We start from the raw sequence: 26,390 nt of genomic DNA on the forward strand, positions 1-26,390 counted from the left end.
AACATCATGACTGCGAAGGTGCAACTGATCTCTCCGGTCGATGGCCGGGTGTACGTCGAACGCGATATTGCCGATGCGGCGCAGATCGAGCAGGCGCTGACGGCGGCTGCCAGCGCGCAGGCGTCATGGCAACGCCGCTCACTGAGCGAACGTGCGGCTTATTGCAGTGCCGCGGTGGACGCGATGCTGTCGATGCAGGCGGACATCGTGCCGGAGCTGGCCTGGCAGATGGGTCGCCCGGTGCGTTACGGCGCCGGCGAACTGCGCGGCTTTGCCGAACGCGCCCGGCACATGATCGCCATCGCACCGCAGGCCCTGGCCGCTATAGAGCCGGCGCCCAAGGCGGGCTTTCGCCGCTATATCAAACGCGAACCGCTGGGCACGGTGCTGGTGGTCGCCCCGTGGAATTACCCTTACCTGACCGCGGTTAACACGATCATCCCGGCTCTGATGGCCGGCAACAGCGTAATCCTCAAGCACGCGTCGCAAACCCTGCTGGTGGGCGAGCGTTTCGCCGAGGCCATGCGTCGCGCAAAACTGCCCGAGGGGCTGTTCCAGAATCTGCTGCTCAACCATGTGTCGACCGGGGCGATCATTGCTGACGGGCGCGTGCAGCAAGTGAACTTCACCGGTTCCGTGGAGGCTGGCAAAGTCATGGAAAGCGCCGCCAGCGGACAATTTCTCGGCATGGGCCTGGAGCTCGGCGGAAAAGACCCGGCCTATGTCCGGGCAGACGCCAACCTTGAACAGGCGGTGGAAAATCTGGTGGACGGCAGTTTCTTCAATTCCGGGCAGAGTTGCTGCGCCGTGGAACGCATCTATGTCGACCAGAAAATCTACCCGGTGTTTGTCGAGCGCTTCGCCGAACTGACCCGCCAGTACGTGCTGGGCAACCCGCTGGACGAAGCCACCACCCTCGGTCCGCTGGTGACACCGGGCGCCGCATTCTTCGTTCGTGGCCAGATCGCCGAAGCGCTGGCCCAGGGCGCGACGGCGCTGATCGATCCGAAGTCCTTTCCCGCCGACGTACCGGGCAGCGCCTACCTGGCACCGCAAGTGCTGGTGGACGTGACCCATCAAATGTCGGTAATGCGCGACGAAAGCTTTGGCCCGGTGGTCGGCATCATGCCGGTGGCCAGTGATGAAGAAGCCATCGCCTTGATGAACGACAGTGAGTTCGGGCTCAGCGCATCCATCTGGACCCAGGACCTCGCCGCGGCCGAACGCCTGGGCAACGAGATCGCCACCGGCACGGTGTTCATGAACCGCTGCGACTACCTGGACCCGGCACTGGCCTGGACCGGCGTGAAAAACAGCGGGCGCGGCGTCACCCTGTCGCCACTGGGCTACGAGCACCTGACCCGGGCCAAATCCTTTCATCTGCGTCACGAGGTGTAGACCATGAACCTGACAGGAAACTGGAACTACCCCACGAGCGTTCGTTTCGGTGTCGGGCGCATCGCCGAACTGGCGGAGGTCTGTCGCAGCCAGGGTATCCAGCGCCCCTTGCTGGTGACCGACAGCGGCCTGGCGCGCGCGCCGATCACCACGGCGACGCTCGACGCATTGCGCGCCGCGGGTCTTGGCGTGGCGCTGTTTTGTGACCTCAAGCCCAACCCGGTGGAAGCCAACCTGGCCGGCGGGCTCGACGCCTGGCGTGCCGGCCAGCACGATGGCGTGATCGCGTTCGGCGGCGGCAGTGGCCTGGACATGGGCAAGCTCATTGCCTTCATGAGCGGCCAGACCCGCCCGGTCTGGGACTTCGAAGACATCGGCGACTACTGGACTCGCGCCGACGACAGCCGCGTCGCCCCGGTCATTGCCGTGCCGACCACAGCGGGAACCGGTTCCGAAGTCGGGCGTGCGGCGGTGATCATCGACGAGCGCACCCACACCAAACGCATCATCTTCCACCCGAAAATGATGCCGCGCGTGGTGATCAGCGACCCGGCCCTCACCGTCGGCATGCCGGCGAAAATCACCGCTGGCACTGGCATGGACGCTTTATCCCATTGCCTGGAAGCGTACTGCGCCCCCGGTTTTCACCCCCTGGCCGATGGCATTGCCGTGGAAGGCATGCGCCTGGTGGCCAACTCACTGGTGAAGGCGGTACACACGCCATCGGACCTTGAGGCCCGCGCGCAAATGCTCGCGGCGGCGGCCATGGGCGCCACGGCATTCCAGAAAGGCCTGGGCGGGATGCATGCGCTCTCCCATCCGGTGGGTGCGCTGTACGACACCCATCACGGCATGACCAATGCCACCTTCATGCCCTATGTCCTGCAGTTCAATCGCTCGGCCATCGAGGAGCGCATCACCCGCCTGGCGGCGTACCTGCGCCTGCCCTCCCCGGGGTTCGACAGTTTCCTGGCCTTCGTCCTCAAGCTGCGCAAGGACATCGGCGTGCCCCATACCCTGGTTGAACTGGGCGTGGATGACCGGCAGGCCGACCTGATCGCCGACATGGCGATTGTCGACCCTTCCGCCAGCGGCAACCCGCTGCCATTGACCCGGGACGGCGTGGCAAAGATTTTCGACGCGGCGTTTCACGGCCGCCTGTAGAGCAGTCGCCTGGCCAGCACTGCGCATGGACAGGTGTGATCCGATAGCGACAGGAGCAGTACGACAAGGGGTTGAAAGCCAGCCCATCCGGCCAGCCGGATGGTTGCGTATGAACACCTGAAGGGGCACACATCATGAACCCAGCAAGCCAGCCGGGCACCGAAACGCACGACGATGACGTCAAGGTGCTGCACAGCATGGGCTACGCCCAGCAACTCTCACGACGAATGGGGGTTTTCTCCAACTTCGCCATTTCCTTTTCGATCATCTGCATCCTCTCGGGTGGCATCAACTCCCTGGCCCAGGGCACCTCGGGCGCGGGTGGGATATCCATCGGCATCGGCTGGCCGATCGGCTGCCTGATCTCCGGGGTATTCGCCATGGCCATGGCGCAGATCTCCTCGGCCTACCCCACCGCTGGCGGCCTGTACCACTGGGGCTCGATCCTCGGTAACCGCTTCACTGGCTGGCTGACCGCGTGGTTCAACCTGCTGGGATTGGTCACGGTGCTGGGCGCGATCAACGTCGGCACCTATTACTTCTTTTTCGGCGCCTTCGGACCGGCACTGGGCATGGAAGACACGACCACGGTCAGGGTGATTTTCCTGGCGATCCTCACCGGCCTGCAGGCCTTGTGTAACCACTTGGGCATCGGCCTGACGGCAAAGCTCACCGACTTCTCCGGCTACCTGATCTTCGCCACGGCGCTGGCCCTGACCATCGTCTGCCTGATATCGGCACCCAGCTATGAATTCGCCCGGCTGTGGACCTTCGGCAACTACTCCGGCGAGGCGGGCGGCGGCGTCTGGCCGCAGGTCTCCAACGGCTGGGTTTTCATGCTCGGCCTGCTGTTGCCTATCTACACCATCACCGGCTATGACGCCTCCGCGCATACCTCCGAGGAAACCCGCAACGCGGCCATGTCGGTGCCGCGCGGCATGGTCATGTCGGTGGTCTGGTCGTTGCTGTTCGGCTGGCTGATGCTCAGCGCGTTCGTGCTGATGCTGCCGAACATGGACGAGGCGGCCAAGCAAGGCTGGAACGTGTTTTTCTGGGCCATGAACACCCAGGTCAACCCGACACTTAAACTGGTGCTTTTCGTGGCGATCTTCATCTCGCAGGTCCTCTGCGGGCTGGCCACCGTCACCTCGGTTTCACGCATGATCTTCGCGTTCTCCCGGGACGGAGGCCTGCCCTGCTCAAAAGCGCTCTCCTCGGTCTCATCGACCCATCGCAGCCCGGTCGCGGCCATCTGGACCGGTGCCACCCTCGCGGTGTTGTTCGTCTGGGGATCGTCGGTGATCTCGATCGGGACAACGCCGGTCTATACCATCGTGGTGTCCTGCACGGTGATCTTCCTGTTCTTCTCCTTCGCCATTCCCATCGCGCTCGGCCTGTTTACCTTTGGGACGTCGAAGTGGCCGACCATGGGACCGTGGAACATGGGGCGTTTCTGGTACTCGGTGTTCGCCATTCTCTCGATCCTGTCGATGCTCATCATTTTCGTCATCGGCATCCAGCCACCGAACGATTGGGCGCTGTACATCACCATCGGCTTCCTGGTGCTGACGGCCATCGTCTGGTTCGGCTTTGAAGCCCGGCGCTTCCAGGGGCCGCCGGTGGGCGACATGATCGTCAAGCGCCAGGCTGAAATTGCTGCAGCGGAGGCGGAATTAAACCGCAAATAGAGCGAGCAATGAGTAACCTGTGGGAGCGAGCTTGCTCGCGATGGCGGCGTGTCAGACACCCCTTGTGTGACTGTCCAACCGTCATCGCGAGCAAGCTCGCTCCCACAAGGTTTGTGGTGTTCCAACGCTTGGCTGACTGGCATTAGCCGCATCTGCCGGGCGTTTTTGTATGGTGATGATTTATCCTGTGCCTCCGACTTCACCCCGGAGACACCTGTGCACGCCCTCACCGCCCGCGAGGTTTACCAGCCGTTGCGCGATGCCGCCCAGGGCATTTGCACCTTCCAGCGAGTCGACGACGCCTGCGAATCCGGCCATGTTCGGATCGACATCGACGGCTGGCGCCTGACACTGGAGGTCGATGCCGGCCACTTGCGCCACTGCCTGCACGGCCAAAGCCCCGATGGACGTGAATATGTGTTCGACAACGGGCAACGCTTCGGCACCGACCCGGTGAGTCTGCTCAGCACCTGGGAACTGACGCAGATTGAACGGTTGCTGGCCTGAATCCTTCGCAACCTGTCGTTCCCTGGCCGCACTTATGATAAACAAGCCGGAGTGATTTTCGCGTCCAAGGAGGTTCTGCCATGCCCCGTTCCCCACGCCTGCCGCACTGGCTGGCCTGCGCCCTGCTCGGTTTGTTCGCTGCCGGCGCCCAGGCCGCCACGACGCCCCCGGCGCCCGATGCCTTGCAACCCTTGCTGGCGACGATGAATGAGCGGTTGTACATCAGCGAGCTGGTGGCGTTGACCAAGTGGGACAGCGGCAAACCGGTCCAGGACAACGCCCGGGAAGCGCAAGTCATCGCGAATGCGCGCGCGCAAGCCACCCAGCGCAAACTCGACCCCGACGATGTCGCCGACCTGATCGCCGCCCAGATCGAAGCCAGTAAACTGGTGCAATACGGCCGAATCGCGCAATGGCAAGCGGCGCACAAGGCTCCGGACACGCCACGGCCGGACCTGGGCAACGACATCCGGCCCAAGCTCGACACCTTGCAAAACCTGCTGCTCACGCAGTACGCCGCGTTCCTGCCCTACCGCAATGACCCGAACTGCCCGCAATGGCTGGCCACCGAACGCTCCGCGCTGATCAAGGATTACCTGCATGGTCAGGCGATGATTCGTGCGACCGGGGAGCTGTGTGTTGCGGGGCGATAACCTCAAATGAGCCACACTGAAACCCTCGCCAAAATCCTGCTCGGCCCGCTGTTGCTGGCGCAGGGCCTGTACACGCGGCGCGTGACGCCCAAGTTGCCCGAGGCCGAAGGTGAACGCCAGGGCGAGGTCGGCAGCGGCGACGTTCTACGGTTGTTGATTGTCGGCGACAGCGCCGCTGCAGGCGTGGGTGCGGCGACGCAAGGTGAAGCCCTCAGCGGTCGGCTGGTCGAGCGCCTGGCCGATGATTATCAGGTGGCTTGGAAACTCTGGGCGCGCTCGGGTCTGGATTCCCAAGGGTTGCTGGAGTTGCTCGAACAGCACGCCCCCGAGCCGTTCGATGTGGCGCTGTTGTCGATTGGCGTCAACGATGTCACCAGCTCACTCACCCTGGATCAGTGGCTCGCTCGGCAACGGCGTTTGATGGCGCTGCTGTGCGACAAGTTCGCGGTGAGGCAGATCGTGGTGTCGCCGCTTCCGCCGATGCATTTGTTCCCTGCGCTGCCGCAACCCTTGCGCTGGTTTCTGGGTTTCAGGGCGCGGCGTTTCAATGCACATTTGGCGGATCTGGCCGCACGCCTGGATCAATGTACGATGCTGACCACCCCGCTGGCACCAGAACCGGGCCTGATGGCCAGCGATGGTTTTCATCCGGGACCGCTTCTCTACCGTCAATGGGCCAACGATGCCGCCAGGGTCATCGACCAACGCTTTCGCACCACAACAATAAAAAACAGGAGTTGAAGATGTCCGAGCTGAACCTGAACCACAACGTCGCAGCGTCCCTGAAGCAGTGGCACGCGATGATCGGCAACCGCGACTTGAGCGGCTTGCCAGAACTGCTCGATCCGCAGGCGGTGTTCCGTTCGCCGATGGCGCATACGCCGTATCCGGGGGCGCCGGTGGTGTCGATGATTCTCAACACGGTCATGAACGTGTTCGAGGACTTTGCCTATCACCGCGAACTGGCGACCGCGGATGGCTTGAATGTGATTCTCGAATTCAGCGCCAGGGTCGGCGGGAAAGAGCTGAAGGGCATCGACATGATCCGCTTCAACGAACAGGGCAAGATTGTCGAGCTTGAAGTGATGGTGCGGCCGTTGAGTGGATTGCAGGCGTTGGGTGAGGAAATGGGACGGCGGTTGGGGGCATATCTGAAGTCCACAAAAGCCTGACTCAGCAAATAACCCTGTGGGAGCGGGCTTGCTCGCGAAGGCGGAGTATCAGGCGACATTGATGCTGAATGTGCCGGCCCCTTCGCGAGCAAGCCCGCTCCCACAGGTTTTGTGTACAGCTTCAAATGTCAGGTGTTAAACCATCGGCTGGTGACTGGTCACGCAGTGAATCCCTCCACCACCGGCGGAGATCGCGTCGATGTCGAGTTGCACCACCTTGCGGTCCGGGTAGAGTTCGGACAGCAGGCCGAAGGCTTTGGCATCGGCTTCTTCGTCGCCGAATTGCGGTGCGATGATCGCGCCGTTGATCACGAAGTAGTTGATGTAGCCGGCGGCGAAGTCCTGATTGTCTTTGCTGAACTGGCTGTTGCGCGGGTTGAGTGGCGGCGACACGGTATGCACCTGCAACTTGCGGCCATCGGCATCCGTGGCGTTTTCCAGGATCTGCAGATGGGCGCGAGTGACCTTGTAGTCGTAGGACTCGGGGTCGTTGTCGAGGTTGGCGATGACCACGCCGGGCTTGACGAAGCGCGCATAGAAGTCGACATGGGCGTCGGTGATGTCCTTGCCCTTGATGCCCGGCAGCCAGATGATTTTGCGCAGCCCCAGGCGTTCTTTCAGTTCTGCCTCGACGTCGGCCTTGCTCCAGTCGGGATTGCGATTGCGGTTGATCCAGCTGCTTTCGGTCATGATCCCGGTGCCGTGGCCGTCCACTTCGATGCCACCGCCCTCGCCCACCAGTTCGCTGCGCAGGTAATCGGCCTTGGCGTTTTCCGCGACCTGGGCGGCCAGTTGCGCATCGTCTGCATGCTGCTGTTTGTTGCCCCAGCCGTTGAAGTTGAAGTCCACGGCGCCGAGGCCGCCGCTGCCGTCGACGACAAAATTGGCGCCGATGTCGCGCATCCAGATGTCGTCCAGTTCGGTGATCACGAAGGTGGTGTTGTGGCTGCCGCATTTGGCTTCGGCCAGGCGCCGTTCGCTCTGGCGACAGAACACGGTGACCGGCTCGTATTCGGCAATGCTGCGGGCGATCCGGCCAAGGGCGTCTTGCACGTGGGGCGTGAAGTCCTCCCAGATCGCGGCCTGTGCGCCGAAGGCGATGAAGGCTCGCTGGTGTTTGTCCCCTTCATCGGGCATGTACCACTTGCCGTTGCCGGCCGCTCGCACCGGCAGGCAGGCAAAGCCCAATCCCATGGACGCCACCGCGCCCAGCCCGGCGGCGACCGATACCTGCTTGATGAATGTTCGACGTGTCGGCATGTGTTTTCCTGAAATCGAGGTTTGGCCGGCCCTCGGGCCGGCCGGTGATCATTTGACTGTAGCGGTCTTGAATTTGGTCCAGGTGCGCATGCGTGCCCGCATGTCGGCCTGGGGAATGTCCTTGCCGGGAATCAGCCGCGCGTAGGTGGCTTCATCGAGGTAGATGTCCGGGTTGTTGCGCATCGCGGCATCGACATCCGGGCGAGCCTTGGCGTTGGAGGTCGGGTAGCCGGTGAAGTTGCTGATGGCCGCCATGTTCTGCGGGCGCATCACGAAGTTGATGAACGCGTAGGCATACTCCGGGTGCCGGGCGTCGACGGGAATGGCCATGGTGTCCATCCACACCGTGGTGCCTTCCCGGGGAATGCGGTAGTGGAAGGTGCTTTTCTTGCCGGCGCTGTCCGACGCGCGCTGCGCCTGGGTCATGTCGCCGCTGTAGCCCAGGGACACGCACAGGTTGCCGTTGACCAGGTCGGTCACCGGTTGCGACTGGAACTTGCGAATGTACGGCCGCAGCTTCATCAGCAAGTCACTGGCCGCCGCCAGGTCCGCCGGTTTGGCACTGCGTGGATCGCGACCCAGGTAGTTGAGCACCACCGCCAGCACTTCGTCCGGCGAGTCGATCATCGAGATTCCGCAGTCGGCGAACTTTGCCGCCAGTTCCGGCTTGAACAGCATGTCCAGGCTATTGACCGGCGCGTCCGGCGCACGCTGGGCGATCTGCTCGGCGTTGTAGGTCAGGCCGATGGTGCCCCAGGTGTATGGCACCGTCGCCTTGCTCGAATATTCATAACGCGAGCGCAGTTTCTGCAACCCGGGCTCAACATCAGCCATCGCAGCGATTTTTGACTGATCCAGCGGTTGCAGGCTGCCGGCACGCATCAGGCGTTCAGCCACGGTGTCGCCGGGGAAGATCAGGTCGTAACCGCTGCCGCCGGCCAGCATCTTGGCCTCAAGGGTTTCACTGCCTTCCATGACGTCGTAGATCACTTTGATCCCGGTTTCGGCGGTGAATTTACTGAGGGTGTCCTCGGCAAAATAGTCGGCCCAGTTGTACAGCCGCAGGGTTTTCTCCTCGGCGTGCAACGCAGGCACCGCACAGCCCAGCGCCAGCGCCATGGCCAGGCACAGCTTGTTGATCGTGTTCATGTCACACCCCTTGGGTTGCCCAGCGTGAGTGGATCTGACGACCGTCCTGGGTCAACAAGGCTCCGTACATTTCCGGACGGCGGTCGCGGTAGATACCCCAGGTCAGGCGGTCTTCGCGCATGGCCGCCAGGTCCAGGCTGTGGACCAGCACACCGGTGCTGTCGCGGTCGGCTTCGGCGAGCAATTTGCCCTTGTGGTTGCAGATGAACGACGAGCCGTAGAAGTTCATTTGCAGGGTCGGGTCGGTGGTCGCCGCTTCCCGGCCGACACGGTTGGCCGCCACCACCGGCAGCAGGTTGGCGGCGGCGTGGCCGCGCATGGTCATCTGCCAGTGATCCCGGGAATCGAGGGTGGCGCAACCCGGTTCGGAGCCGATGGCGGTCGGGAACAGCAGCACCTCGGCGCCCATCAAGGCCAGGCAGCGGGCGGTTTCCGGGAACCACTGATCCCAGCAGATGCCCAGGCCGATGCGCCCGAACGCGGTGTCCCAGACCCGGAAACCGCTGTCGCCGGGGCTGAAGTATTCCTTCTCCTGATAGCCGATGGCGTTGGGGATGTGGGTCTTGCGGTACACGCCCAACAGGCGCCCGTCGGCGTCGGCCACGCTCAGTGAATTGAAGTAGGCGTTGCCGGCCTTCTCGTACCAGCTCAGCGGCAGCACCACGCCCAACTCTTTCGCCAATGCGGCAAAGCGCTGGAGCACATGGCTGTCGCGATACTCCTCGGCCAGTGCCAGGTGTTTGTGGTGTTGCTCGATGCAGAAGTACGGCGTGGCGAACAGTTCCTGCAACAGGATCACCTGCGCGCCGTTGGCCGCAGCCTCGCGGACCAGTTGCTCGGCCTGGTCGAGGTTGTGTTTCAGGTCCCAGGTGCAGGGCATCTGGGTGGTGGCGATGGTCAGCAGTGTCATGGCATCAACCCCGCACCGGCCAGGCCGGCTGTTGCTGGGTGATGCAATGCACACCGCCGCCGCCATGGGCCAGATGGTTGATCCGCACCGGCACCACTTCACGCCCGGGGAATGCCTGCGCCAGCACTTGGGCAGCGACCTTGTCGGCATCGATGCCGTAGGCCGGCATGATGATCGCGCCATTGGCGATGTAGAAATTGGTGTAGGAGGCGCAGAACACTTCGGCTTCGGTGTCCACTGCATCGGAGGCTTCATAGAGTTCGATCAGCTCGAACTTGCGGCCCTGGGCATCGGTGGCCAGTTCAAGAGCGCGGCGGTTTTCCTTGGCCACTTGGGCGTACACCGAGTTCTGGTCATGGGTGGCGTCCACCAGCAGCACACCGGGACGGGCAAAGGCGCACACGCCGTCGACGTGGCCGTCGGTCATGTCGCCGGTCACGTAGTCCGGATCGCCCGGCAGCCAGATGGTTTTCTTCACGCCCAGCAGGCGGGTGAAGATCTCTTCGATCTCGGCCTTGGTCACGCCCGGGTTGCGATTGGGGTTGAGCAACACCGACTCGGTGGTGATCAGCGTGCCCTCGCCGTCCACATGAATCGCGCCGCCCTCGTTGCTCAGCGCCGTGCCGAAACACTCCAGCCCCAAATGATTGAGTGCACGACGGGCCAGGCTTTCGTCCAGATCGTGGGCCGACTTGCCGCCCCACGCATTGAAGCGCCAGCTCACACCGGCCAGGCCTTGCTGCGGGTGGCAAACGAAGCTCGGGCCGGAGTCGCGGCACCAGCTGTCGTTGACCGCCAGTTCGATCAACTCGATGTTCGGCCCGCACAAGGCCTTGGCGCTGGCGACGGCCGAAGGATCGACCACCAGCTTCACCGGTTCGAAGCGGGCGATGGCGTTGGCTACCCGGGCGAAGTCTTCTTGAACCTGGGGCAGTGTCACCCGCCAGCCTGACTCCCACAGGGTCTTGTTGTGCGGCCAGACCATCCAGGTGGCGGCGTGGGTGGCCCACTCGGCCGGCATCGTCCAACCGCTGTTTTGAATAACGTTCTGCTGCATGACAAGCACCTCTGAGTTAAGTCATTGTGTTCAATGAAAACGGCCTTGGCGGTCTTGGCATGCATGCTACGACTGGTAAAACGGGCAAACAAACGATGGATTTTGCAGATAACTGATTAGAGGAACTTATCGATATGCTCAAACACTGGCCACCCCTGAGCACCCTGCGCGGCTTCGAAGCCGCCGCCCGGCTGGGCAGTTTTCACAAGGCCGCCGATGAGTTGCACCTCACCCAATCGGCGATCAGCCAGCAGATCCGCAGCCTTGAAGCCTACCTGGAACAACCGCTGTTCCATCGCAGCGGGCGCAGCGTCAGCCTGACCGATGCCGGGCACGATCTGCTGAGCACCACCCAGGCGTTGCTGCAGCAACTGGCCGTGGGCATTCGCCGGTTGGGGCAATACCAGAAACCCAATCAACTGGTGCTCAACACCACCCCGGCGTTCGCCCGGCACTGGTTGTTGCCGCGCCTGGGGGATTTCCGTCGCCAGCATCCACAGGTCGATTTGTGGATTTTCAGCACCGATGAAGTGCCGGACATGGCCAGCCAGACCATCGACCTGGCGGTGCGCGACGACATCAGTTCCCAGGCCGAATGCAGTTTCAGGGTGCTGCACGCCGACCGCCTCTACCCGGCGTGTCACCCGAGCCTGTTGGCCGTGCCGGTGGAACAGCGCACCACCCTGCATGGCGAGCGGGAAATGGACTGGAGCCACTGGGCGGTGGAATCGGGCATTGATGTGGGGCAGATGGATCAGGGGCTGAATTTTTCCGATCCGGGTTTGCTGCTGGACGCGGCCTGCACCGGGCTGGGCATTGCGCTGGTGAGCCAGTTGCTGAGTCGGCAGGCGCGGGCCACCGGGCTGTTGCAGCCGATGGTGGAGCAAACCATCCGCGGCCCGAACTGGGCGCTGCTGACCCACCGTGACAGCGAAAACATCGCGATGGCGCGTGCCTTCACCGAGTGGCTGGTCGACAACCTGGTGGCCGAGCAGCAGACCACGGCGTGATCATTGCGCCGGGAAGGTTTGCAGGTAGGCCAGCAGGTCTTCGATTTTTTCCGGGTCACTGAGGCCCCAGAAAATCATGCGAGTGCCGGGGACGACCTTCTTCGGCGCTTCGAGGTAGGCGATCAGGGTTTCGCGGTCCCAGACCAGGTTGGCTGATTTCATCGCATCGGAATACACGTAGTCCGTGGTGACGGCGGAATGGCGACCGATCACGCCATTGAGCTGCGGGCCAAAGAAGGCGCGAGCCGATTCGCCGATCTGATGGCAGCCGCTGCAGAGGCGCTTGTACACTTTCTCCCCGGCCTGGACATCGCCCGCAGCAAGGGTGGGCATGCTGAACAGGACTGCGGTGAGCGCCAGGGCGAGGGTCAGGGCGGCGATTTTCTTCATGTTGCGTTTCCAGTCGGGTGTTGCCGGATGGCTATTGGAACACGGTGGCCGGGGATATCCCAATTGGTCAAATGGACGCAATCCCTGTGGGAGCGGGCTTGCTCGCGAAAGCAGTAGTCCAGCCAACTACGATGTTGAATGTGAAGGCCTCTTCGCGAGCAAGCCCGCTCCCACAGGGGTTCTGTGTACGGGCTTATTTTCCGGGTTTGGTTCGCGAGGTATTGAGCTCGATGGCCGCCTGAATCAACACCGCCAGCGCCGCTTCATCAATCTGCTCACCCTCGCGGATATCGATGGCACGCCGGGTATTGCCTTCAAGGCTTGCATTGAACAGCTTCGACGGATCATCCAGCGAAGCGCCCTTGGCGAAGGTCAGTTTCACCACTTGCTTGTAGGTCTCGCCGGTGCAAATGATGCCGGCATGGGACCACACCGGCACACCCCACTTCCACTCTTCTATCACTTCTGGGTCGGCCTGGCGGATGATCTGGCGGACGTGGGCCAGGGTTTCGCCGCGCCAGTCAGCCAGTTCCCGGATTCGTTCGTCGATCAGCGCCGAAGCTTCGTTTGAGTCAACCTTGTCCGTTTTCATCACCGTTTCGACCCTCATCATGATGGTTGTGACCGATGAGGGTAGACGGTGTTCGAAGGTTTTCAGGAATCGCTGACTGACGGCACCTGGGGCACGGGGCGGGTTTTCACGGTGACGAACATTTTGATGCGGTCGCCGATTTCCTGGAGGGTATGGCGGAACGGGTCGTGTCTTTCGCTGGTGGTCGGGTCTTCGAAGCTCCAGACCATCACTTCACCGGTAAACGGCATGCGTGAGGCCTCTTCGGAGGACTTGTCGCACAGGGTGATGACGTAGTCGAATGCCAGGCCTTCAAAATCTTCGAGGGACTTGCTGCGCAAGCCGCTGGCATCGATACCGATGTGATCGAGGGATTCGAACGTGCGCGAATCGATTTCGCTGGCCTCGAGCCCGGCACTGAAGGCCTGGAAGTCGGCAGGATCGATGTGACGCAACAAGGCTTCGGCCATGGGTGAGCGGACATCGTTTCTGGCGCAGACGAACAGCACGCGACGGGGGTCGGTCATGGGTTTACCTCGGCTGGCGGACTTTAGTGTTTGCTCATCAATCCATGCAGCACGCCGAACCGCAAACCCGGTTCAGACGCAATCATATGTGTGATCCCGAACACCTTGAACGCCGCCAGCATCACCACCAGGCCGCCGGGCAAAATGCTCAGGCGGTGGGTTGGCAAACCGGCCAACTTGAGGTGTTTCACATGTTTGACTTCCAGCAGGCGCAACGACAGGCGCAACAGGCCGCCGTAGGTGATGCCGCTTTGGCCGTCATCATTGAGGCCATTGGCCTTGAGCACCTTGGCCAGCATCCGCGCCGTCCCGGAAGAACCGACCGCCTGCTGCCAACCCATGGCGCGGTAACGGCGGGCAATGCGCTCGAATTGCACGGTGGCCGCGCGTTCGGCCTCCAGCAACGCTTCGGCCACGATCCGCCCGCCGTGGAAGTAATGCGCACCGAAGGTGCCGCTGCCGATGGCAATGCTCTCGGTGACCAGCAGCTGGTCGCCACGGCCGATGATCATCTCCGTGGAGCCACCGCCGATATCCACCACCAGCCGCGTGGTTTGCGCCGGCAAGGTGTGGGCCACGCCGGCGTAGACCAGTTGTGCCTCTTCGTGGCCGGAAATGACGTCGATGCGAAAACCCAGGTGCCGCTCGGCACTGGCCAGGAACAGCGGCGCGTTGTCCGCTTCGCGTACTGCGCTGGTGGCCACCGCCCGCACGCGCCCGGCCTCAAAACCGCGCAGTTTCTTGCCGAATCGCGCCAGCGCCTGCCAGCCCCGGTCCAGCGCCAACTCATCGAGCGCCCCGCCCTGCAGGCCTTCGGCCAGACGTACCGGCTCACGCAGGGTTTTCACTTCCTGGATGACCATCTGCTGGTTCCGTCTTACCGACTGGCCAATCATCAGGCGAAACGCATTGGAACCCAGGTCGATGGCGGCAAACAGCGGGGCGTCTTTCATATGGGGTTCCTTGCACATTCATCTGCCGGCGGACTGGCGGCCGTCGGGCACTCAAGACGGATTGCGAGGATCTTGCCATTGCTTCGATGACACCCAGATGACACCGCCTGGAGATCTGACTTTCGCCACAATTGTTCATTCGTCATCGAATCGTCATGAACCGGGCGCCATACTCAAGTCATCCAATGCGTGCTTTAACTTTCCGCTGCCAGTCCCGGCAGCTTTTTTTTGCCTGGAATTACCCTTACAAACACTCCTGCGCCGCACGTTCAAACGTCGACGGCACGAACGCCGAGGCCAGCAGCTTGCGCTCGTACAGGAACACCTTGCCGCCGTTCGAGGCTTTATAGGTTTCCAGCACATTGTCCGCCGACACTTTGCTCGATACGACGATCCGGTAGCTGCGCTGGGTCTGCGATACCCTGGGCGCCAGTGCATCGTGCTGCAACTTCGGCACCACGCAATGGGTGTATTCCTCGGGCGACTTGCTGGTCTGCAGGGTCATGGTCGGATTGTTCGGCGTGGCACAACCGGCCAGCAGCAGCGAGGCGAAGGCCAGGCTCGGGGCAAAAACAGTGCGCATGAATCGGGTCCTGAAAAGAAATCCACGGTGGATCGGGTTGCCCGCCGCTCAATGGGCGTCGGGCTGATTAATTTGTTGTAGCAGTCAATCCGGCGGTTACCAGCGCCTTCAGCGACGCATCGAACTGTTTCAGTGCGGTCAGTTGCAGGTCGCGTTGCTGTTCGATTTGCGCGGCGATCTCGGGCGCGGTCTTGTCATGCACCCACACCGACGGCAGTTGTTTTTCCACTGCGCCTTCGGCCTTGCCGATGTACTGCAGGCTGGCGTCGTAGAACCGCGCGGCGAAACGCGCCTCGACCCGGTCGTTACGCTGGGTCAGCAACTGGTTGTGGGTATCGAGCATCACCACCACATCGGGATGGGCCTGCACCAGGGCATCGAGATTGTCGTAGACCGTCACCGACAGAAAGGTGTGATGCAACGACCCTATCAACCAGTCGATAGCCAGTTGCGGATCGGAGCTGTTGACGAACGCCTGGCGAATCCGCGCATCCAGTGCGTTTTTCGCACCGTTGACGGCCACCGAGTGGTATTGCTCAAGGTATTGCAGATTTTCCACGGTGTTTTCGCTGTACAGCACCCCGACCGTCTGCCCGTATTGCAGCCCGCCCTGGCCAGCGGTGATGGGCAGCAGATGGCAGCTTGCGTCTTCGGCAAAGGCCGATGCGGTGGATGCAACGCTGCCCAGCAACAGGGCAATCACAGCCAGTCGGGTCAAGATTTTCATCGCGCAGGTTCCTTGAGCAGCGTGTTCAATGCAGGCAATTTTCCGCCTTTGCGCAAAAAACAGAACTTGCGATTCTTGATGGTGACTATTGACTGAACCAATAGTGCGGCGGCGCCAGCGCCTGCCTCTGGCGCAAACTTACCGGTCAATGTCGAACAAGCGGCTGTGCCGGGCGCCCACGGTTGATTACAGTGGCGACTGCCCTCAAAACCTGATCAAGGAACGAAACAATGGTGACCTGCTACCTGAAATACGTGCTCGATCCCTACCAGCTCGACGCATTCGAACACTACGGCAAGTTGTGGATTCCCCTGGTGGAAAAGTTCGGCGGTCAGCACCACGGCTACTTTTTGCCGTCGGAGGGCGCCAACAACATCGCCCTGGCGCTGTTCACCTTCCCCAGCCTGGCGGCGTACGAGCATTACCGGCAGCAGTCGATGAACGATCCGCAGTGCATCGCGGCGTTCAAGTACGCCGAAGAGAAGAAATTCATCCTCAGCTACGAGCGTTCATTCATGCGGCCGGTGTTTGGCTGACAGGATCGCTGACTCAGTCTTTTTTCAGATCCAGGCAATAGGTGTAGTAACCGGGGTCGCGCACCCAGCCCAGGGATTCATACAGGCGCTGGGCGGTGAGGTTGTCGGTGGCGGTTTCCAGGGTCATGCCTTTGCCGCCGGCCAGCTTCACGAAATCCCGGGCGGTGTTCATCAGCAAGGTGCCGACACCTTTGCCCCGGGCGGCGAGCGTGGTGAACAGGTCACCGAGCAGCCAGGTGCGATGGGCGTCGATCGAGGAAAAGGTCGGGAACAGCTGGACGAAACCCAGGTTTTCACCGTCGCTGTCCCGGGCAAGAAAAATCACCGATTCATCCCGGGCGAGTCGCTCGGCGATGAAGGCGCGCGATTGCGCAAGGTTCGACGGCTGCTGGTAGAACATCCGGTAGGCGTCAAACAAGGGGGCGATCTGGTCGATGTGCGATGCGTCGGCGCGCAGGGCCTGAATAGCCATGAGGGTGCTCCATTGCGGTCTCAAGGAATTACAGACTAGCAATGGAGGTGAAGCCGAGAAGGATTTTTTCAAAGCAAGATCAAAAGATCGCAGCCTGCGGCAGCTCCTACATTGGAATGTGTTTCCCTGTAGGAGCTGCCGCAGGCTGCGATCTTTGCTTTTGGATCAGACCCGCACGTTACGCCCTGGCAGCGACGTACGCTGGTTGCTCTCCCAGCCCTCGACCAACCCAACCGGCACATCCGCTGACGGCAGCATCTGCGCGCCACGCACCAGATCCGAAGCCCGCTCGGCGAGCATGATGGTCGGCGCATTGAGGTTGCCGTTCGGCTCGGTCGGGAACACCGACGAATCGATCACCCGCAGGCCGGCGATGCCGCGCACGCGCAATTCGGAATCGACCACCGCCATGTCGTCCTCGCCCATGCGGCACGAACCGCACGGATGGTAGGTGCTTTCCAGGTTGTCGCGCACGAAGGCGTCGAGGTCTTCATCGCTGGTCACCTGGGCGCCCGGGGCGATCTCGCCGTCGCGGAAGCGGTCCATGGCTTTCTGGCCGATGATCTCGCGGGTCAGGCGAATGCAGCGGCGGAAACCTTCACGGTCCTCTTCCCGCTCCAGGTAGTTGAAGCGGATTTCCGGATGCTCGTACGGATCCGCCGAGCGCACCCGCACATAACCACGACTTTTCGGCTTGTTCGGCCCGGTCAGCACCATGAAACCATGGCCCTTGATCGGCTTGTTGCCGTCGTAGCGCATCGCCGCCGGCAGGAAGTGAAACTGGATGTCCGGCCAGCGCAGGCCCTTCTCGGAGCGGATGAAACCACCGGCCTCGAAGTGGTTGGTGGCGCCCAGGCCGTCCTTGAACAGCAACCAGCGCAGACCGATCATCAGCTTGCTCAGCGGGTCCATCTTGTTGTTGAGGGTCACCGGTTCCTTGCAGCCGAACTGGATGTACACCTCGGCGTGATCCTGCAGGTTCTCCCCTACTCCCGGCAGGTCGTGGCGCACGCCGATCCCGGCCTTGCGCAGGACGTCCGCCGGGCCGATGCCCGAGCGTTGCAGCAGGTGCGGCGAGCCGATCGGGCCGGACGAGATCAGCACTTCACGGTTGCAATACACCTGGTGAGTCTGGCCGCCGTGGTCATACATGACACCCACCGCACGCTTGCCTTCAAGCATGATCTGGCGCGTCATCGCGTGGGTGATCACGGTCAGGTTCGGACGGCCCATGGCCGGGCGCAGGTAGGCGTTGGCCGTGGAGCAGCGCACGCCGTTCTTCACGGTCATGTGCATGGCACCGAAACCTTCCTGCATATAGCCGTTGCAGTCTTCGGTCTTGATGTAGCCCGCTTCCGCGCCGGCTTCGACCCAGGCACCGTACAGCGGGTTTTTCATGTGGTTGCCGTTGGTGGTGTGCAGCGGCCCGGTCTGCCCGCGATAGCTGTCGCCACCCGACTCGTAGCTCTCGGCACGCTTGAAGTACGGCAGGCAGTTGCGATAACCCCAGCCTTCGGCACCCAGGGATTCCCACTCGTCAAAGTCCAGCGCATGGCCACGGATGTACACCAGGCCGTTGATCGACGACGAACCGCCCAGCACCTTGCCCCGTGGGCAGTGAATGCGTCGGCCGTTGAGGTGGGTCTCCGGCTCGGTCTCGTAGCGCCAGTTGTACTTCTTGGTGTTCATCGGGATCGAGAATGCGCTCGGCATCTGGATCACTACGCTCTTGTCACTGCCGCCGAATTCCAGGACCAGCACCGAGGTGGCCGGGTCTTCGCTCAGGCGGTTGGCCAACACACAACCTGCCGAGCCTGCGCCAATGATGATGTAGTCGTATTTTTGCGTAGCCATGGTCATCTCCCGACCGTCGATTCAGTGAATACCGGCAGTGGCTGCTGTTTGTGGGTCAGCGTGTCGCCAGTGGTGTATTGCGGGGAGTTTTTCTCGATCTGCTGGATCACCGTTTCTTCGCGCTTGAGATCGATCGAGCGGCTCAGCCAGTAGTAGGCCAGGCCCGACACGATCAGCCCGACCAGCCAGGCGATGTCGATGCTGCCCAGCGCCTTGGCGAGCGGGCCGACATACACCTCGCGCTGTTCAACACCGTCGTAGATGTAGAAGAACGGGATCATCGAAATGAAGCCGATGGCATAGGCGGCGATGCCGCGCAGGCCCCAGCTGCCGTAGATGTTGCCGTGGGGCATGAAGAAGTGCGGGATGGCGTAGCGGCCCTTGCGCACGAAGAAGTAGTCGGTGAGGTTGACCGAGGTCCAGGGCACCAGGAAGTACAGCATCACCACCAGGTAGATCCCCAGCACCGACAGGCCTTTGCCGGAACTCTGGATGCTCAGGGCCACGCCCAGTTGCAGCAGGATCACGAAGCCGATCGCCAGGATGCGTGCCTTGCGGGTGGGTTCGATGTGCCTGATCGAGTCGACGCAGGTCAGCGTGGTCAGCTTGGCGCTGTAGATGTTCATCGCGATCACCGGCAGGAACGCCAGGATGGTGACGACCACCACCGCCGTGCCCACCAGCGGCGACACGGTGTTGCCAACTTGCCCGAGGGCCACCAGCACGTCAGTGGAGTGCAGGTGATCGGCCAGCCAGCCACCCACGGAAATCATCCACGCACCGGACAACGAAGCCCCGAGGAACACCACGGCGATCAGCTTGCCGCTGGAGGTGTTTTTCGGCAGGTAGCGCGAATAGTCCGACACGTACGGGGCGTAGGCAATGTTGTAGCTGGCGGCCGCCGCAAACTGCGCGATGAAACCGGTCCAGTTGAAACCCAGCGGCTCCCGGGCCACTTCGCCTTCCGCGAGTGCCGGCAGCACCGCATCCGGCACCCAGCCCATCACCACCGCCACGGTCACCAGGCCATACAGCGGCAACGACAGGTACAACGCCCATTTGAAGCTGCGGTGCATCCAGTCATGGCCGAGGATCGCCAGCACCGCCGCCGGTATGGTCACCGCCACCGCGATCACCGCCGGGTTGAACCCGAACAGCGTGTGCAGCCCCTGCATCATCAGCACCAGATTGACGATGTTGAAGCCGGCGAACACGAACAGCGTCGCCAGCAGCACCAGGATCACCCCGCGATAACCGAACTGCGCACGGGACTGGATCATCTGCGGCAGGCCAAGGTGCGGGCCCTGGGAGCCGTGAAACGCCATGAACAGCGTGCCGAACATGATGCCCAGCGTGCCGGCGAGCGTGGTCCAGAGCGCGGTCAGGCCGACGCTTGGGCCGACGAAGCCGATGGTCATGGTGAAGAAGGTGAAATTGCCGAGGAACCAGAACGGACCCTGACTGGCCAGCTTGTCGGTGCGCTCGTTCTCGGGGATGAAGTCAATCGAATGCCCCTCGACGACGGATTTTTCGTCGAGGCTCGACACGCTCGGGGCGGACTTGGCGTTAGTGTTCATGATGGACTCTTATTGTTGGAAGATCATGACGAGATAACCGCGTTCTTTCGGGTGAACGACTCCCCTGTGGCGAGGGAGCTTGCTCCCTCGCCACAGGTTCAGTGTTGCCCGTGCCTACCTGGCGTTGTTGCTGGAACCGAAAACCTGTGGGAGCGAGCTTGCTCGCGATAGCGGAGGGTCAGGCAACACAGATGTTGAATGTGCAACCGTCATCGCGAGCAAGCTCGCTCCCACAGGGATTGAGTCAGCCTTGACTCAAGGCAGCGTGATCCACACCGCCTTGGTTTCGAGCAGGTAATCGAGCTGCTCGGCGCCCAGGTCCTTGCCGAACCCGGACTGCTTGTATCCACCGAACGGCATCGACGGATCGAGGGTGCCGTGGGCGTTGACGTAGACCGAGCCTGCTTTCAAGCGTGGAATCAGGCTGTGTACCTTGCCCAGGTCGTTGGAATACAGCGCCGCCGCCAAGCCGTAAGGCGAGTCGTTGGCCAGGGCCAGCGCTTCTTCCTCGTCGTCGAACGGTGCGGTGACCAGCACCGGGCCGAAGATTTCTTCCTGGACAATGCGCATGTCGTTGCGGCAGTTGGCGAAGATGGTCGGCTCGACGAAGAAGCCAGGGCCATCGACTGGTTGGCCGCCGTAGACCAGTTCGGCGCCTTCGGCCTTGCCGGTTTCGATGTACTCGGTCACGCGCTGCTTTTGCAGGGCAGAAACCAGCGGGCTGATGAAGCAATCCGGATCCAGGCCCGGAGCGATTTTCAGGGTGCGTGTGTAGGCAATCAGTTCACGCAGGAACTCGTCGTAGACACTGCTATGAATATAGGCCCGTGTACCGGCGTCGCATACCTGCCCGGAGTTGAAAAACACGCCGTTGGCGACTGCTTGGGCGGCGGCCGGGATGTCCGCGTCGGCGCAGACGATGACCGGTGATTTACCACCGAGTTCGAGGGTCAGGCGCTTCATGTCATCCAGCGCTGCGCGGCCGACAGTCTGGCCGACCGGGGTCGAGCCGGTGAAGGTCAATTTGTCGATACCGGGATGGGTGGCCATGGCCGCACCGACCACGCTGCCGCGCCCGGTGACGATGTTGATCACGCCGTCAGGGATGCCCGCTTCCTGCACCAGTTCGGCGAAACGCAGGGCCGACAACGAAGTCAGTTCGGCGGGCTTGACCACCACGGTGCAACCGGTGGCCAGCGCCGCGCCGAGCTTCCAGGCCATGGTTTGCAGCGGGAAGTTCCACGGCACGATGGCGCCGACTACGCCTACCGCTTCCTTGCGGGTATAGGCCAGGTAGTTGCCCGGCAGCGAAGGTTCGACCGTACGGCCGTGCAGCTTGGTGGCCCAGCCGGCGAAGTAACGCAGGGTATCCACGGTGCCCTGGATGTCCACGTCCTTGGCGAAGGCAACCGATTTGCCCATGTCGATGGATTCGATTTCCGCCAGCTCCGCGGCGTTCTGCTCGATCAGGTCGGCCAGGCGCTGCATCATGCGCTCGCGTTCGGCCGGTTTGGCCTGGCGCCAGGCGCCGCCGTCGAACTGCGCGCGGGCGGCTTGCACGGCGCGGTCCAGGTCATCGGTGGTGCCCATGGGAATGCGGGTGATCAGGCCTTCGGTCGAAGGTTCGATCACATCGGAGGTCTGGCCGTCGCTGGCTTCGACCCAGGCGCCGCCGATGAACATTTTCTGGACCTTGCCGAGGAAGGTCTGGGTGGCTTCGCTGACGCCGAATTTCTGCAGGTAACTCTTGACGATCGTGTCCATTTTTATTCTCTCTGCCCGGCAGTCAGAACCTGCCGGGTCACTGGTTTCGATGATCAGGCTGATGCGGTTTCGCTTTCGGCGGCCGCCCGCACCTTGCCCCGTTCGTGGAAGATGAAACCGATGCTGTTGAGCAGCAGTTGCGCGGCCAGGATCGAGGTCATGCCGGTCGGGTCGTACACCGGCGCCACTTCCACCAGGTCCATGCCGACGATGTTGCCTTTGCTGCGCTTGGCCAGGGCCTGGATGATTTCCAGCACTTCGTAGTAGAGGAAGCCGCCGTGGCTCGGGGTGCCGGTGCCGGGGGCGATGGACGGGTCGAAACCGTCGATGTCGATGGTGATGTAGTAGTTGATGTTCTGCGGGATCAGCGCCAGCACACCCTCGACGCCAAGGCGACGCACGTCACGCACCGAGAGGATTTTCGAGCCGGCTTCGTGGGCCGCTTCATAGTCGTCGCGGTTGGACGACGACACGTTGCGGATGCCCATCTGGGTCATGCCGACGATGTGGTTCATTTCCGAAGCGCGGCGCAGCGGGTTGCCGTGGCCGTAGCGAACACCGTGGCGTTCGTCGACGAAATCCAGGTGCGCATCGAAGTGAATGATGTGGATCGGGCCGCGGCCTTCGAAGGCCTTGATCACTGGTGCGTGCACCGAGTGGTCGCCGCCGAGCACCACCGGCATGACGCCAGCGTCGAGGATCTTGCGCACGGCGTATTCGGTGTTCTTGTTGCTGGTGACCATGTCGGTGTGGACGATATCGGCATCACCGACGTCGACCATGCGCACGTCCGATGCGGTGAGGTACATCACGTCATCTTCGTGGTCGTAGGCGCCGGCGTGGCCGAAGGAAAACAGCGTCGATGCTTCACGAATCCCGCGTGGTCCGAAGCGTGCGCCGGAGCGCCACTGGGTGCCCATGTCGTTGGGCACGCCGAGCACCGCGACGTCGGCATCCAGTGCATCCCAATCGGTGCACACCGGGGATTTGCCAAAGGTGCAATGACCCACGAATGGCAGGTTCAGGCGACCGGATTCATAACCGTTGTTCGACATTTCTAGCCTCTCCACTTCTTGTTATCGGCTTGGCGGACTGCAAGGCGACCGCCGTTGGAAAGACTATGGGCGCAGGTTTTCGTGGAAAAAATGCTAAACATCAGATACTCATATCGGCATTCCCGATGCGTCCCTATGCCGGAGGCCCAAGATGATCCAGCTGCACGATGTCGACCTGAAACTGCTCAGGGTGTTTGCCACGATTGTCCGCTGCGGCGGCTTTTCCGCAGCGCAGGCGGCGCTCAATGCCGGGCAGTCGACCATCAGCGAACAGATGACCCACCTGGAAACCCGCCTCGGGGTCAAACTCTGCCAGCGCGGGCGCAGCGGCTTTCGTCTGACCGAACAAGGGGTGGCGATTCATGAAGCCACCCAGCGCCTGCTGTCGGCGGTGGAAAACTTCTGCATGGACGCCGACGTGCTCAAGCAGCACATCAGCGGCAAGCTCAACCTGGGGATCATCGACACCACGATCACTGACCCCGACTCGCCGATCCCGCGCACCACCCAGCGCTTCGTTTCACGGGGCCATGACGTGCACCTGAACGTGTACGTCGGCACCCCGGCGGAACTCGAAGAGCGGGTGCTCGACGGCCGCCTGCACCTGGCCATCGGGCACTTTCCGATCCATGTGCCTGGGTTGCTGCAATCGCCGCTGTACCAGGAAGCCCTGGGCTTGTATTGCGGCCGGCGCCACCCGTTGTACGGCAGCCACGCCGAAGGTGCGGAGCTGCTCGAAGAAGTCGCTGCCGGGCGGATCGTCGTGCGCGGCTACATGCAGCAATACGACCTCGAACACCTGGGCGTGAGCAAGGCGGCCGCCACCGTGGACAACATCGAAGCCACGGCGATCCTGATCATTTCCGGCGCCTACCTGGGTTTTCTGCCTGAGCACTTCGCCGCCCAGTGGGTCAAGAGTGGCGAGATGCACCAGTTGGCCCCCGCGAGCCTGCGTTTGAAATCGCCGTTCGACGTGATCACCCGTCGCGGCGCGGCACCGCCACCGATCCTCCAGGCGTTCCTCGAGGACCTGGCCGCCAGCGCCCGTAAAACCGGCAAGCCGTGATGTGACACTCGCCAAATTCAAATTTTGCCGGGCATACTGATTCGGTTCGCCAACCTTGCAGGCCCGTCATGCGCATCCACGTCACCTTCATCGACCGCGTCGGCATCACCCAGGAAGTGCTGGCCCTGCTCGGTGGACGCAGTTTCAATCTGGACGCAGTGGAGATGGTGCCGCCGAACGTCTACATCGATGCCCCGACCCTCGGAACCGAGGTGCTGGAGGAGCTGCGCGAGGCACTTTTCGGCGTGCACGGCGTGCAAGCGGTGACCATGGTCGACATCCTTCCGGGGCAACGCCGGCGCCTGCAACTGGACGCGTTGCTGGCAGCCAGTTCCGACCCGGTGCTGGCGGTGGATGACCGCGGCCATGTGCTGCTGGCCAACCCGGCGCTGATCGCCCTCTGCGGGCGCGAACCGGCCGGTGAATCGCTGACCACGCTGTTCGACGATGCCGATTTGCAACGCACCTTGATCGCTCAGCATTTCCGCCTGCCGATGCACGAGGTCAGCCTCGGCGGCCAGACGCTGCTGCTCGACGCGATGCCGATCACCGACGCCGGCGCCCTGCTCACCCTGTATCAACCGAACCGCATTGGTGAACGCCTGTCGGCGCTGCACCATGACCATGCCGAAGGCTTCGATGCGCTGCTCGGCGAGTCGCCGCCGATCCGCGCGCTCAAGGCCCGGGCGCAACGGGTGGCGGCCCTCGATGCGCCGCTGCTGATCCAGGGTGAAACCGGCACCGGCAAGGAACTGGTGGCCCGCGCCTGCCATGCCATCAGCCCACGGCACGATGCGCCGTTTCTGGCCCTGAACTGCGCGGCACTGCCGGAGAGCCTGGCCGAAAGCGAGCTGTTCGGCTACGCCCCCGGCGCCTTCACCGGCGCGCAACGGGGCGGCAAGCTCGGCCTGCTGGAACTGGCGGATCAGGGCACGGTGTTCCTCGATGAAGTGGGGGAAATGTCGCCCTATCTGCAAGCCAAATTGCTGCGTTTCTTGAGCGATGGCTGCTTCCGTCGGGTCGGTGGCGACAAAGAAGTACAGGTCAATGTGCGGGTGCTCAGCGCCACCCACCGCGACCTGGAAAAAATGGTCGCCGAAGGGCGTTTTCGCGAAGACCTGTTCTACCGCCTCAACGTGCTCAACCTGCAAGTGCCGCCGCTGCGCGAGCGCGGTCACGACATCCTGCTGATGGCCAATCACTTCATGCAACAGGCCTGCGCGCAGATCCAGCGACCGGCGTGTCGTTTGGCACCGAGCACCTTCAGCGCCCTGCTCGGCAACCGCTGGCCAGGCAACGTGCGGCAACTGCAAAACGTGATCTTTCGCGCGGCGGCGATTTGCGAAAACCCGCTGGTGGACATCGACGACCTGGACATCGCCCGCACGGCGGTGGAGCGGCAGAACGACGGCGAAGTCGGCAGCCTGGAAGAGGCGGTTGGCGACTTTGAGAAGAACCTGCTGGAACAGCTTTATCGCAGCTATCCGTCCAGCCGCTTGCTGGCGGCGCGGTTGCAGACGTCCCATAGCGCGATTGCGATTCGCTTGCGCAAGTACGGCATTCCAGCTAAGCCCTGAAACCGTTAACGGCTCATCGTAGGAGCTGCCGAAGGCTGCGATCTTTTGATCCTGATTTTCAGCGATCTTGAACGGATCAAGATCAAAAGATCGCAGCCTTCGGCAGCTCCTACCCCGATGCGCGACGTCAGCGTCTTTAAATCGATACAGCGTAGCGAAATCAAGACAAAACCCTTCCCACCCGCATTTACGGCGTCTGCGCCCACAGCCCTGCTTGTCTGTATTGATTTCAATACGGATGAAATCTCCCGCACTTCACAAAATCACCTCAAGCCATTGATTTAAAACAAATAAAAAACATTGGCACCGCCCTTGCTATCACTCATCCAACCCCGCTCGTCGCCCCGCCACGAGCCTTAAAACAATAAGGAGTTGAGATGAGCCAATTGCGTTTTACCGTCGATCACGAATGGTTGCGCCTTGAGAGCAATGGCCTGGTCACCGTCGGCATCACCGTGTTTGCCCAACAGGCGCTGGGGGATGTGGTGTTCGTTCAGGTGCCTGAACTGGGTGCCTTCGATACAGGCGCGGAAGTGTCGGTGCTGGAATCGGTGAAAGCCGCCAGCAGTATCGGCATGCCGCTGGACGGTGAAGTGGTCGAGATCAACGCGACGCTGGAGAGCACTCCGGAACTGGTCAACGAAGACCCATTGGGCGAAGGCTGGTTCTTTCGCTTCAAACCGGTCGATGCCCTGGCGTTGAGCGATCTACTGGATCAAGACGCCTATGAACGCCTGACCGCAGAACACGCCGACGCTTGAAGCCCTCTG

General features: G+C 62.2%; 27 protein-coding genes. 12 read left to right on the forward strand and 15 right to left on the reverse strand.

Annotated features, from left to right (window positions below):
- Positions 1-6 precede the first annotated feature (6 nt).
- The 7 genes from AC3IP0_RS18090 to AC3IP0_RS18120 all read left to right on the forward strand — a co-directional run bounded on the left by AC3IP0_RS18090 (position 7) and on the right by AC3IP0_RS18120 (position 6,582).
- Positions 7-1,398, forward strand: coding sequence for an aldehyde dehydrogenase family protein (locus tag AC3IP0_RS18090; RefSeq protein ID WP_489325521.1), 1,392 nt, complete (start codon positions 7-9; stop codon positions 1,396-1,398).
- 3 nt (positions 1,399-1,401) lie between these two features.
- The gene (locus AC3IP0_RS18095; protein WP_489325522.1) at positions 1,402-2,562 is read left to right on the forward strand and encodes an iron-containing alcohol dehydrogenase; all 1,161 of its coding nucleotides are present in this window, start codon (positions 1,402-1,404) and stop codon (positions 2,560-2,562) included.
- 134 nt (positions 2,563-2,696) lie between these two features.
- Positions 2,697-4,250: an amino acid permease gene (locus AC3IP0_RS18100; protein ID WP_489316438.1), complete on the forward strand. Its 1,554-nt coding sequence runs from the start codon at positions 2,697-2,699 to the stop codon at positions 4,248-4,250.
- 216 nt (positions 4,251-4,466) lie between these two features.
- Entirely contained in the window at positions 4,467-4,757 is a 291-nt protein-coding gene (locus tag AC3IP0_RS18105; RefSeq protein WP_489325524.1) for a DUF7693 family protein, read from the forward strand.
- 80 nt (positions 4,758-4,837) lie between these two features.
- The gene (locus AC3IP0_RS18110) at positions 4,838-5,410 is read left to right on the forward strand and encodes a chorismate mutase (protein ID WP_489325526.1); all 573 of its coding nucleotides are present in this window, start codon (positions 4,838-4,840) and stop codon (positions 5,408-5,410) included.
- A gap of 6 nt (positions 5,411-5,416) precedes the next feature.
- Positions 5,417-6,151 (forward strand): SGNH/GDSL hydrolase family protein, encoded by a 735-nt coding sequence (locus tag AC3IP0_RS18115; protein WP_489325527.1) that lies wholly within the window; start codon positions 5,417-5,419, stop codon positions 6,149-6,151.
- Positions 6,152-6,153: 2 nt separating this feature from the next.
- Positions 6,154-6,582 (forward strand): nuclear transport factor 2 family protein, encoded by a 429-nt coding sequence (locus tag AC3IP0_RS18120; RefSeq protein WP_489325529.1) that lies wholly within the window; start codon positions 6,154-6,156, stop codon positions 6,580-6,582.
- A gap of 135 nt (positions 6,583-6,717) precedes the next feature.
- Here the strand turns inward: AC3IP0_RS18120 and AC3IP0_RS18125 are convergent, their stop codons facing one another.
- The 4 genes from AC3IP0_RS18125 to AC3IP0_RS18140 are packed head-to-tail and all read right to left on the reverse strand — an operon-like array spanning position 6,718 to position 10,958.
- Complete coding sequence (locus AC3IP0_RS18125) at positions 6,718-7,842, reverse strand: agmatine deiminase family protein (protein ID WP_489325531.1); 1,125 nt, start codon at positions 7,840-7,842, stop codon at positions 6,718-6,720.
- 48 nt (positions 7,843-7,890) lie between these two features.
- Complete coding sequence (locus tag AC3IP0_RS18130; RefSeq protein ID WP_489325533.1) at positions 7,891-8,991, reverse strand: extracellular solute-binding protein; 1,101 nt, start codon at positions 8,989-8,991, stop codon at positions 7,891-7,893.
- A 1-nt stretch (position 8,992) separates the two neighbouring features.
- A complete protein-coding gene (aguB, locus tag AC3IP0_RS18135) occupies positions 8,993-9,901 on the reverse strand; it encodes an N-carbamoylputrescine amidase (protein WP_489325535.1) in 909 nt (302 codons plus the stop codon).
- Between the two features lie 4 nt (positions 9,902-9,905).
- Positions 9,906-10,958 (reverse strand): agmatine deiminase family protein, encoded by a 1,053-nt coding sequence (locus tag AC3IP0_RS18140; RefSeq protein WP_489325537.1) that lies wholly within the window; start codon positions 10,956-10,958, stop codon positions 9,906-9,908.
- Between the two features lie 134 nt (positions 10,959-11,092).
- On the opposite strand from AC3IP0_RS18140, the gene AC3IP0_RS18145 reads away from it, so the two are divergent.
- Positions 11,093-11,968 carry a LysR substrate-binding domain-containing protein gene (locus AC3IP0_RS18145; protein WP_489325539.1) on the forward strand — a complete coding sequence of 292 codons (876 nt, stop codon included), beginning with the start codon at positions 11,093-11,095 and terminating at the stop codon, positions 11,966-11,968.
- On the opposite strand, the gene AC3IP0_RS18150 is transcribed toward AC3IP0_RS18145, so the two are convergent.
- The 6 genes from AC3IP0_RS18150 to AC3IP0_RS18175 all read right to left on the reverse strand — a co-directional run bounded on the left by AC3IP0_RS18150 (position 11,969) and on the right by AC3IP0_RS18175 (position 15,719).
- Positions 11,969-12,358 (reverse strand): c-type cytochrome, encoded by a 390-nt coding sequence (locus AC3IP0_RS18150; RefSeq protein WP_489325541.1) that lies wholly within the window; start codon positions 12,356-12,358, stop codon positions 11,969-11,971.
- Between the two features lie 193 nt (positions 12,359-12,551).
- Positions 12,552-12,950 carry a DUF1801 domain-containing protein gene (locus AC3IP0_RS18155; RefSeq protein WP_489316447.1) on the reverse strand — a complete coding sequence of 133 codons (399 nt, stop codon included), beginning with the start codon at positions 12,948-12,950 and terminating at the stop codon, positions 12,552-12,554.
- A 62-nt stretch (positions 12,951-13,012) separates the two neighbouring features.
- A complete protein-coding gene (locus AC3IP0_RS18160; protein WP_489325543.1) occupies positions 13,013-13,456 on the reverse strand; it encodes an arsenate reductase ArsC in 444 nt (147 codons plus the stop codon).
- Positions 13,457-13,479: 23 nt separating this feature from the next.
- Positions 13,480-14,409 (reverse strand): Ppx/GppA phosphatase family protein, encoded by a 930-nt coding sequence (locus tag AC3IP0_RS18165; protein ID WP_489325545.1) that lies wholly within the window; start codon positions 14,407-14,409, stop codon positions 13,480-13,482.
- A gap of 244 nt (positions 14,410-14,653) precedes the next feature.
- On the reverse strand, positions 14,654-14,992 hold the full coding sequence (locus tag AC3IP0_RS18170) for a YgdI/YgdR family lipoprotein (RefSeq protein WP_489325546.1): 339 nt from the start codon (positions 14,990-14,992) through the stop codon (positions 14,654-14,656).
- A gap of 67 nt (positions 14,993-15,059) precedes the next feature.
- Positions 15,060-15,719, reverse strand: coding sequence for an ATPase (locus AC3IP0_RS18175; protein WP_489325548.1), 660 nt, complete (start codon positions 15,717-15,719; stop codon positions 15,060-15,062).
- A 230-nt stretch (positions 15,720-15,949) separates the two neighbouring features.
- Here AC3IP0_RS18175 and AC3IP0_RS18180 point away from each other — a divergent pair, with 230 nt between their 5' ends.
- Positions 15,950-16,255: an NIPSNAP family protein gene (locus tag AC3IP0_RS18180; protein WP_489325549.1), complete on the forward strand. Its 306-nt coding sequence runs from the start codon at positions 15,950-15,952 to the stop codon at positions 16,253-16,255.
- A gap of 13 nt (positions 16,256-16,268) precedes the next feature.
- Here AC3IP0_RS18180 and AC3IP0_RS18185 read toward each other — a convergent pair whose 3' ends face one another.
- The 5 genes from AC3IP0_RS18185 to speB all read right to left on the reverse strand — a co-directional run bounded on the left by AC3IP0_RS18185 (position 16,269) and on the right by speB (position 22,977).
- Positions 16,269-16,727: a GNAT family N-acetyltransferase gene (locus AC3IP0_RS18185; RefSeq protein ID WP_489325550.1), complete on the reverse strand. Its 459-nt coding sequence runs from the start codon at positions 16,725-16,727 to the stop codon at positions 16,269-16,271.
- 165 nt (positions 16,728-16,892) lie between these two features.
- Positions 16,893-18,581: a choline dehydrogenase gene (gene betA, locus AC3IP0_RS18190; RefSeq protein ID WP_489325552.1), complete on the reverse strand. Its 1,689-nt coding sequence runs from the start codon at positions 18,579-18,581 to the stop codon at positions 16,893-16,895.
- A gap of 2 nt (positions 18,582-18,583) precedes the next feature.
- On the reverse strand, positions 18,584-20,158 hold the full coding sequence (locus AC3IP0_RS18195; RefSeq protein WP_489316455.1) for a purine-cytosine permease family protein: 1,575 nt from the start codon (positions 20,156-20,158) through the stop codon (positions 18,584-18,586).
- Positions 20,159-20,413: 255 nt separating this feature from the next.
- A complete protein-coding gene (locus tag AC3IP0_RS18200; RefSeq protein WP_489316456.1) occupies positions 20,414-21,922 on the reverse strand; it encodes an aldehyde dehydrogenase family protein in 1,509 nt (502 codons plus the stop codon).
- 53 nt (positions 21,923-21,975) lie between these two features.
- The gene (gene speB / locus AC3IP0_RS18205; RefSeq protein ID WP_095151590.1) at positions 21,976-22,977 is read right to left on the reverse strand and encodes an agmatinase; all 1,002 of its coding nucleotides are present in this window, start codon (positions 22,975-22,977) and stop codon (positions 21,976-21,978) included.
- 151 nt (positions 22,978-23,128) lie between these two features.
- Here speB and AC3IP0_RS18210 point away from each other — a divergent pair, with 151 nt between their 5' ends.
- The 3 genes from AC3IP0_RS18210 to gcvH all read left to right on the forward strand — a co-directional run bounded on the left by AC3IP0_RS18210 (position 23,129) and on the right by gcvH (position 26,381).
- The gene (locus tag AC3IP0_RS18210) at positions 23,129-24,043 is read left to right on the forward strand and encodes a LysR family transcriptional regulator (protein WP_489325555.1); all 915 of its coding nucleotides are present in this window, start codon (positions 23,129-23,131) and stop codon (positions 24,041-24,043) included.
- A 68-nt stretch (positions 24,044-24,111) separates the two neighbouring features.
- Positions 24,112-25,620, forward strand: coding sequence for a sigma-54-dependent transcriptional regulator (locus AC3IP0_RS18215; protein WP_489325557.1), 1,509 nt, complete (start codon positions 24,112-24,114; stop codon positions 25,618-25,620).
- A 377-nt stretch (positions 25,621-25,997) separates the two neighbouring features.
- Complete coding sequence (gene gcvH / locus AC3IP0_RS18220; RefSeq protein ID WP_489325558.1) at positions 25,998-26,381, forward strand: glycine cleavage system protein GcvH; 384 nt, start codon at positions 25,998-26,000, stop codon at positions 26,379-26,381.
- Positions 26,382-26,390: the final 9 nt, after the last annotated feature.

The organism is Pseudomonas sp. GL_103 (genome assembly GCF_057835175.1).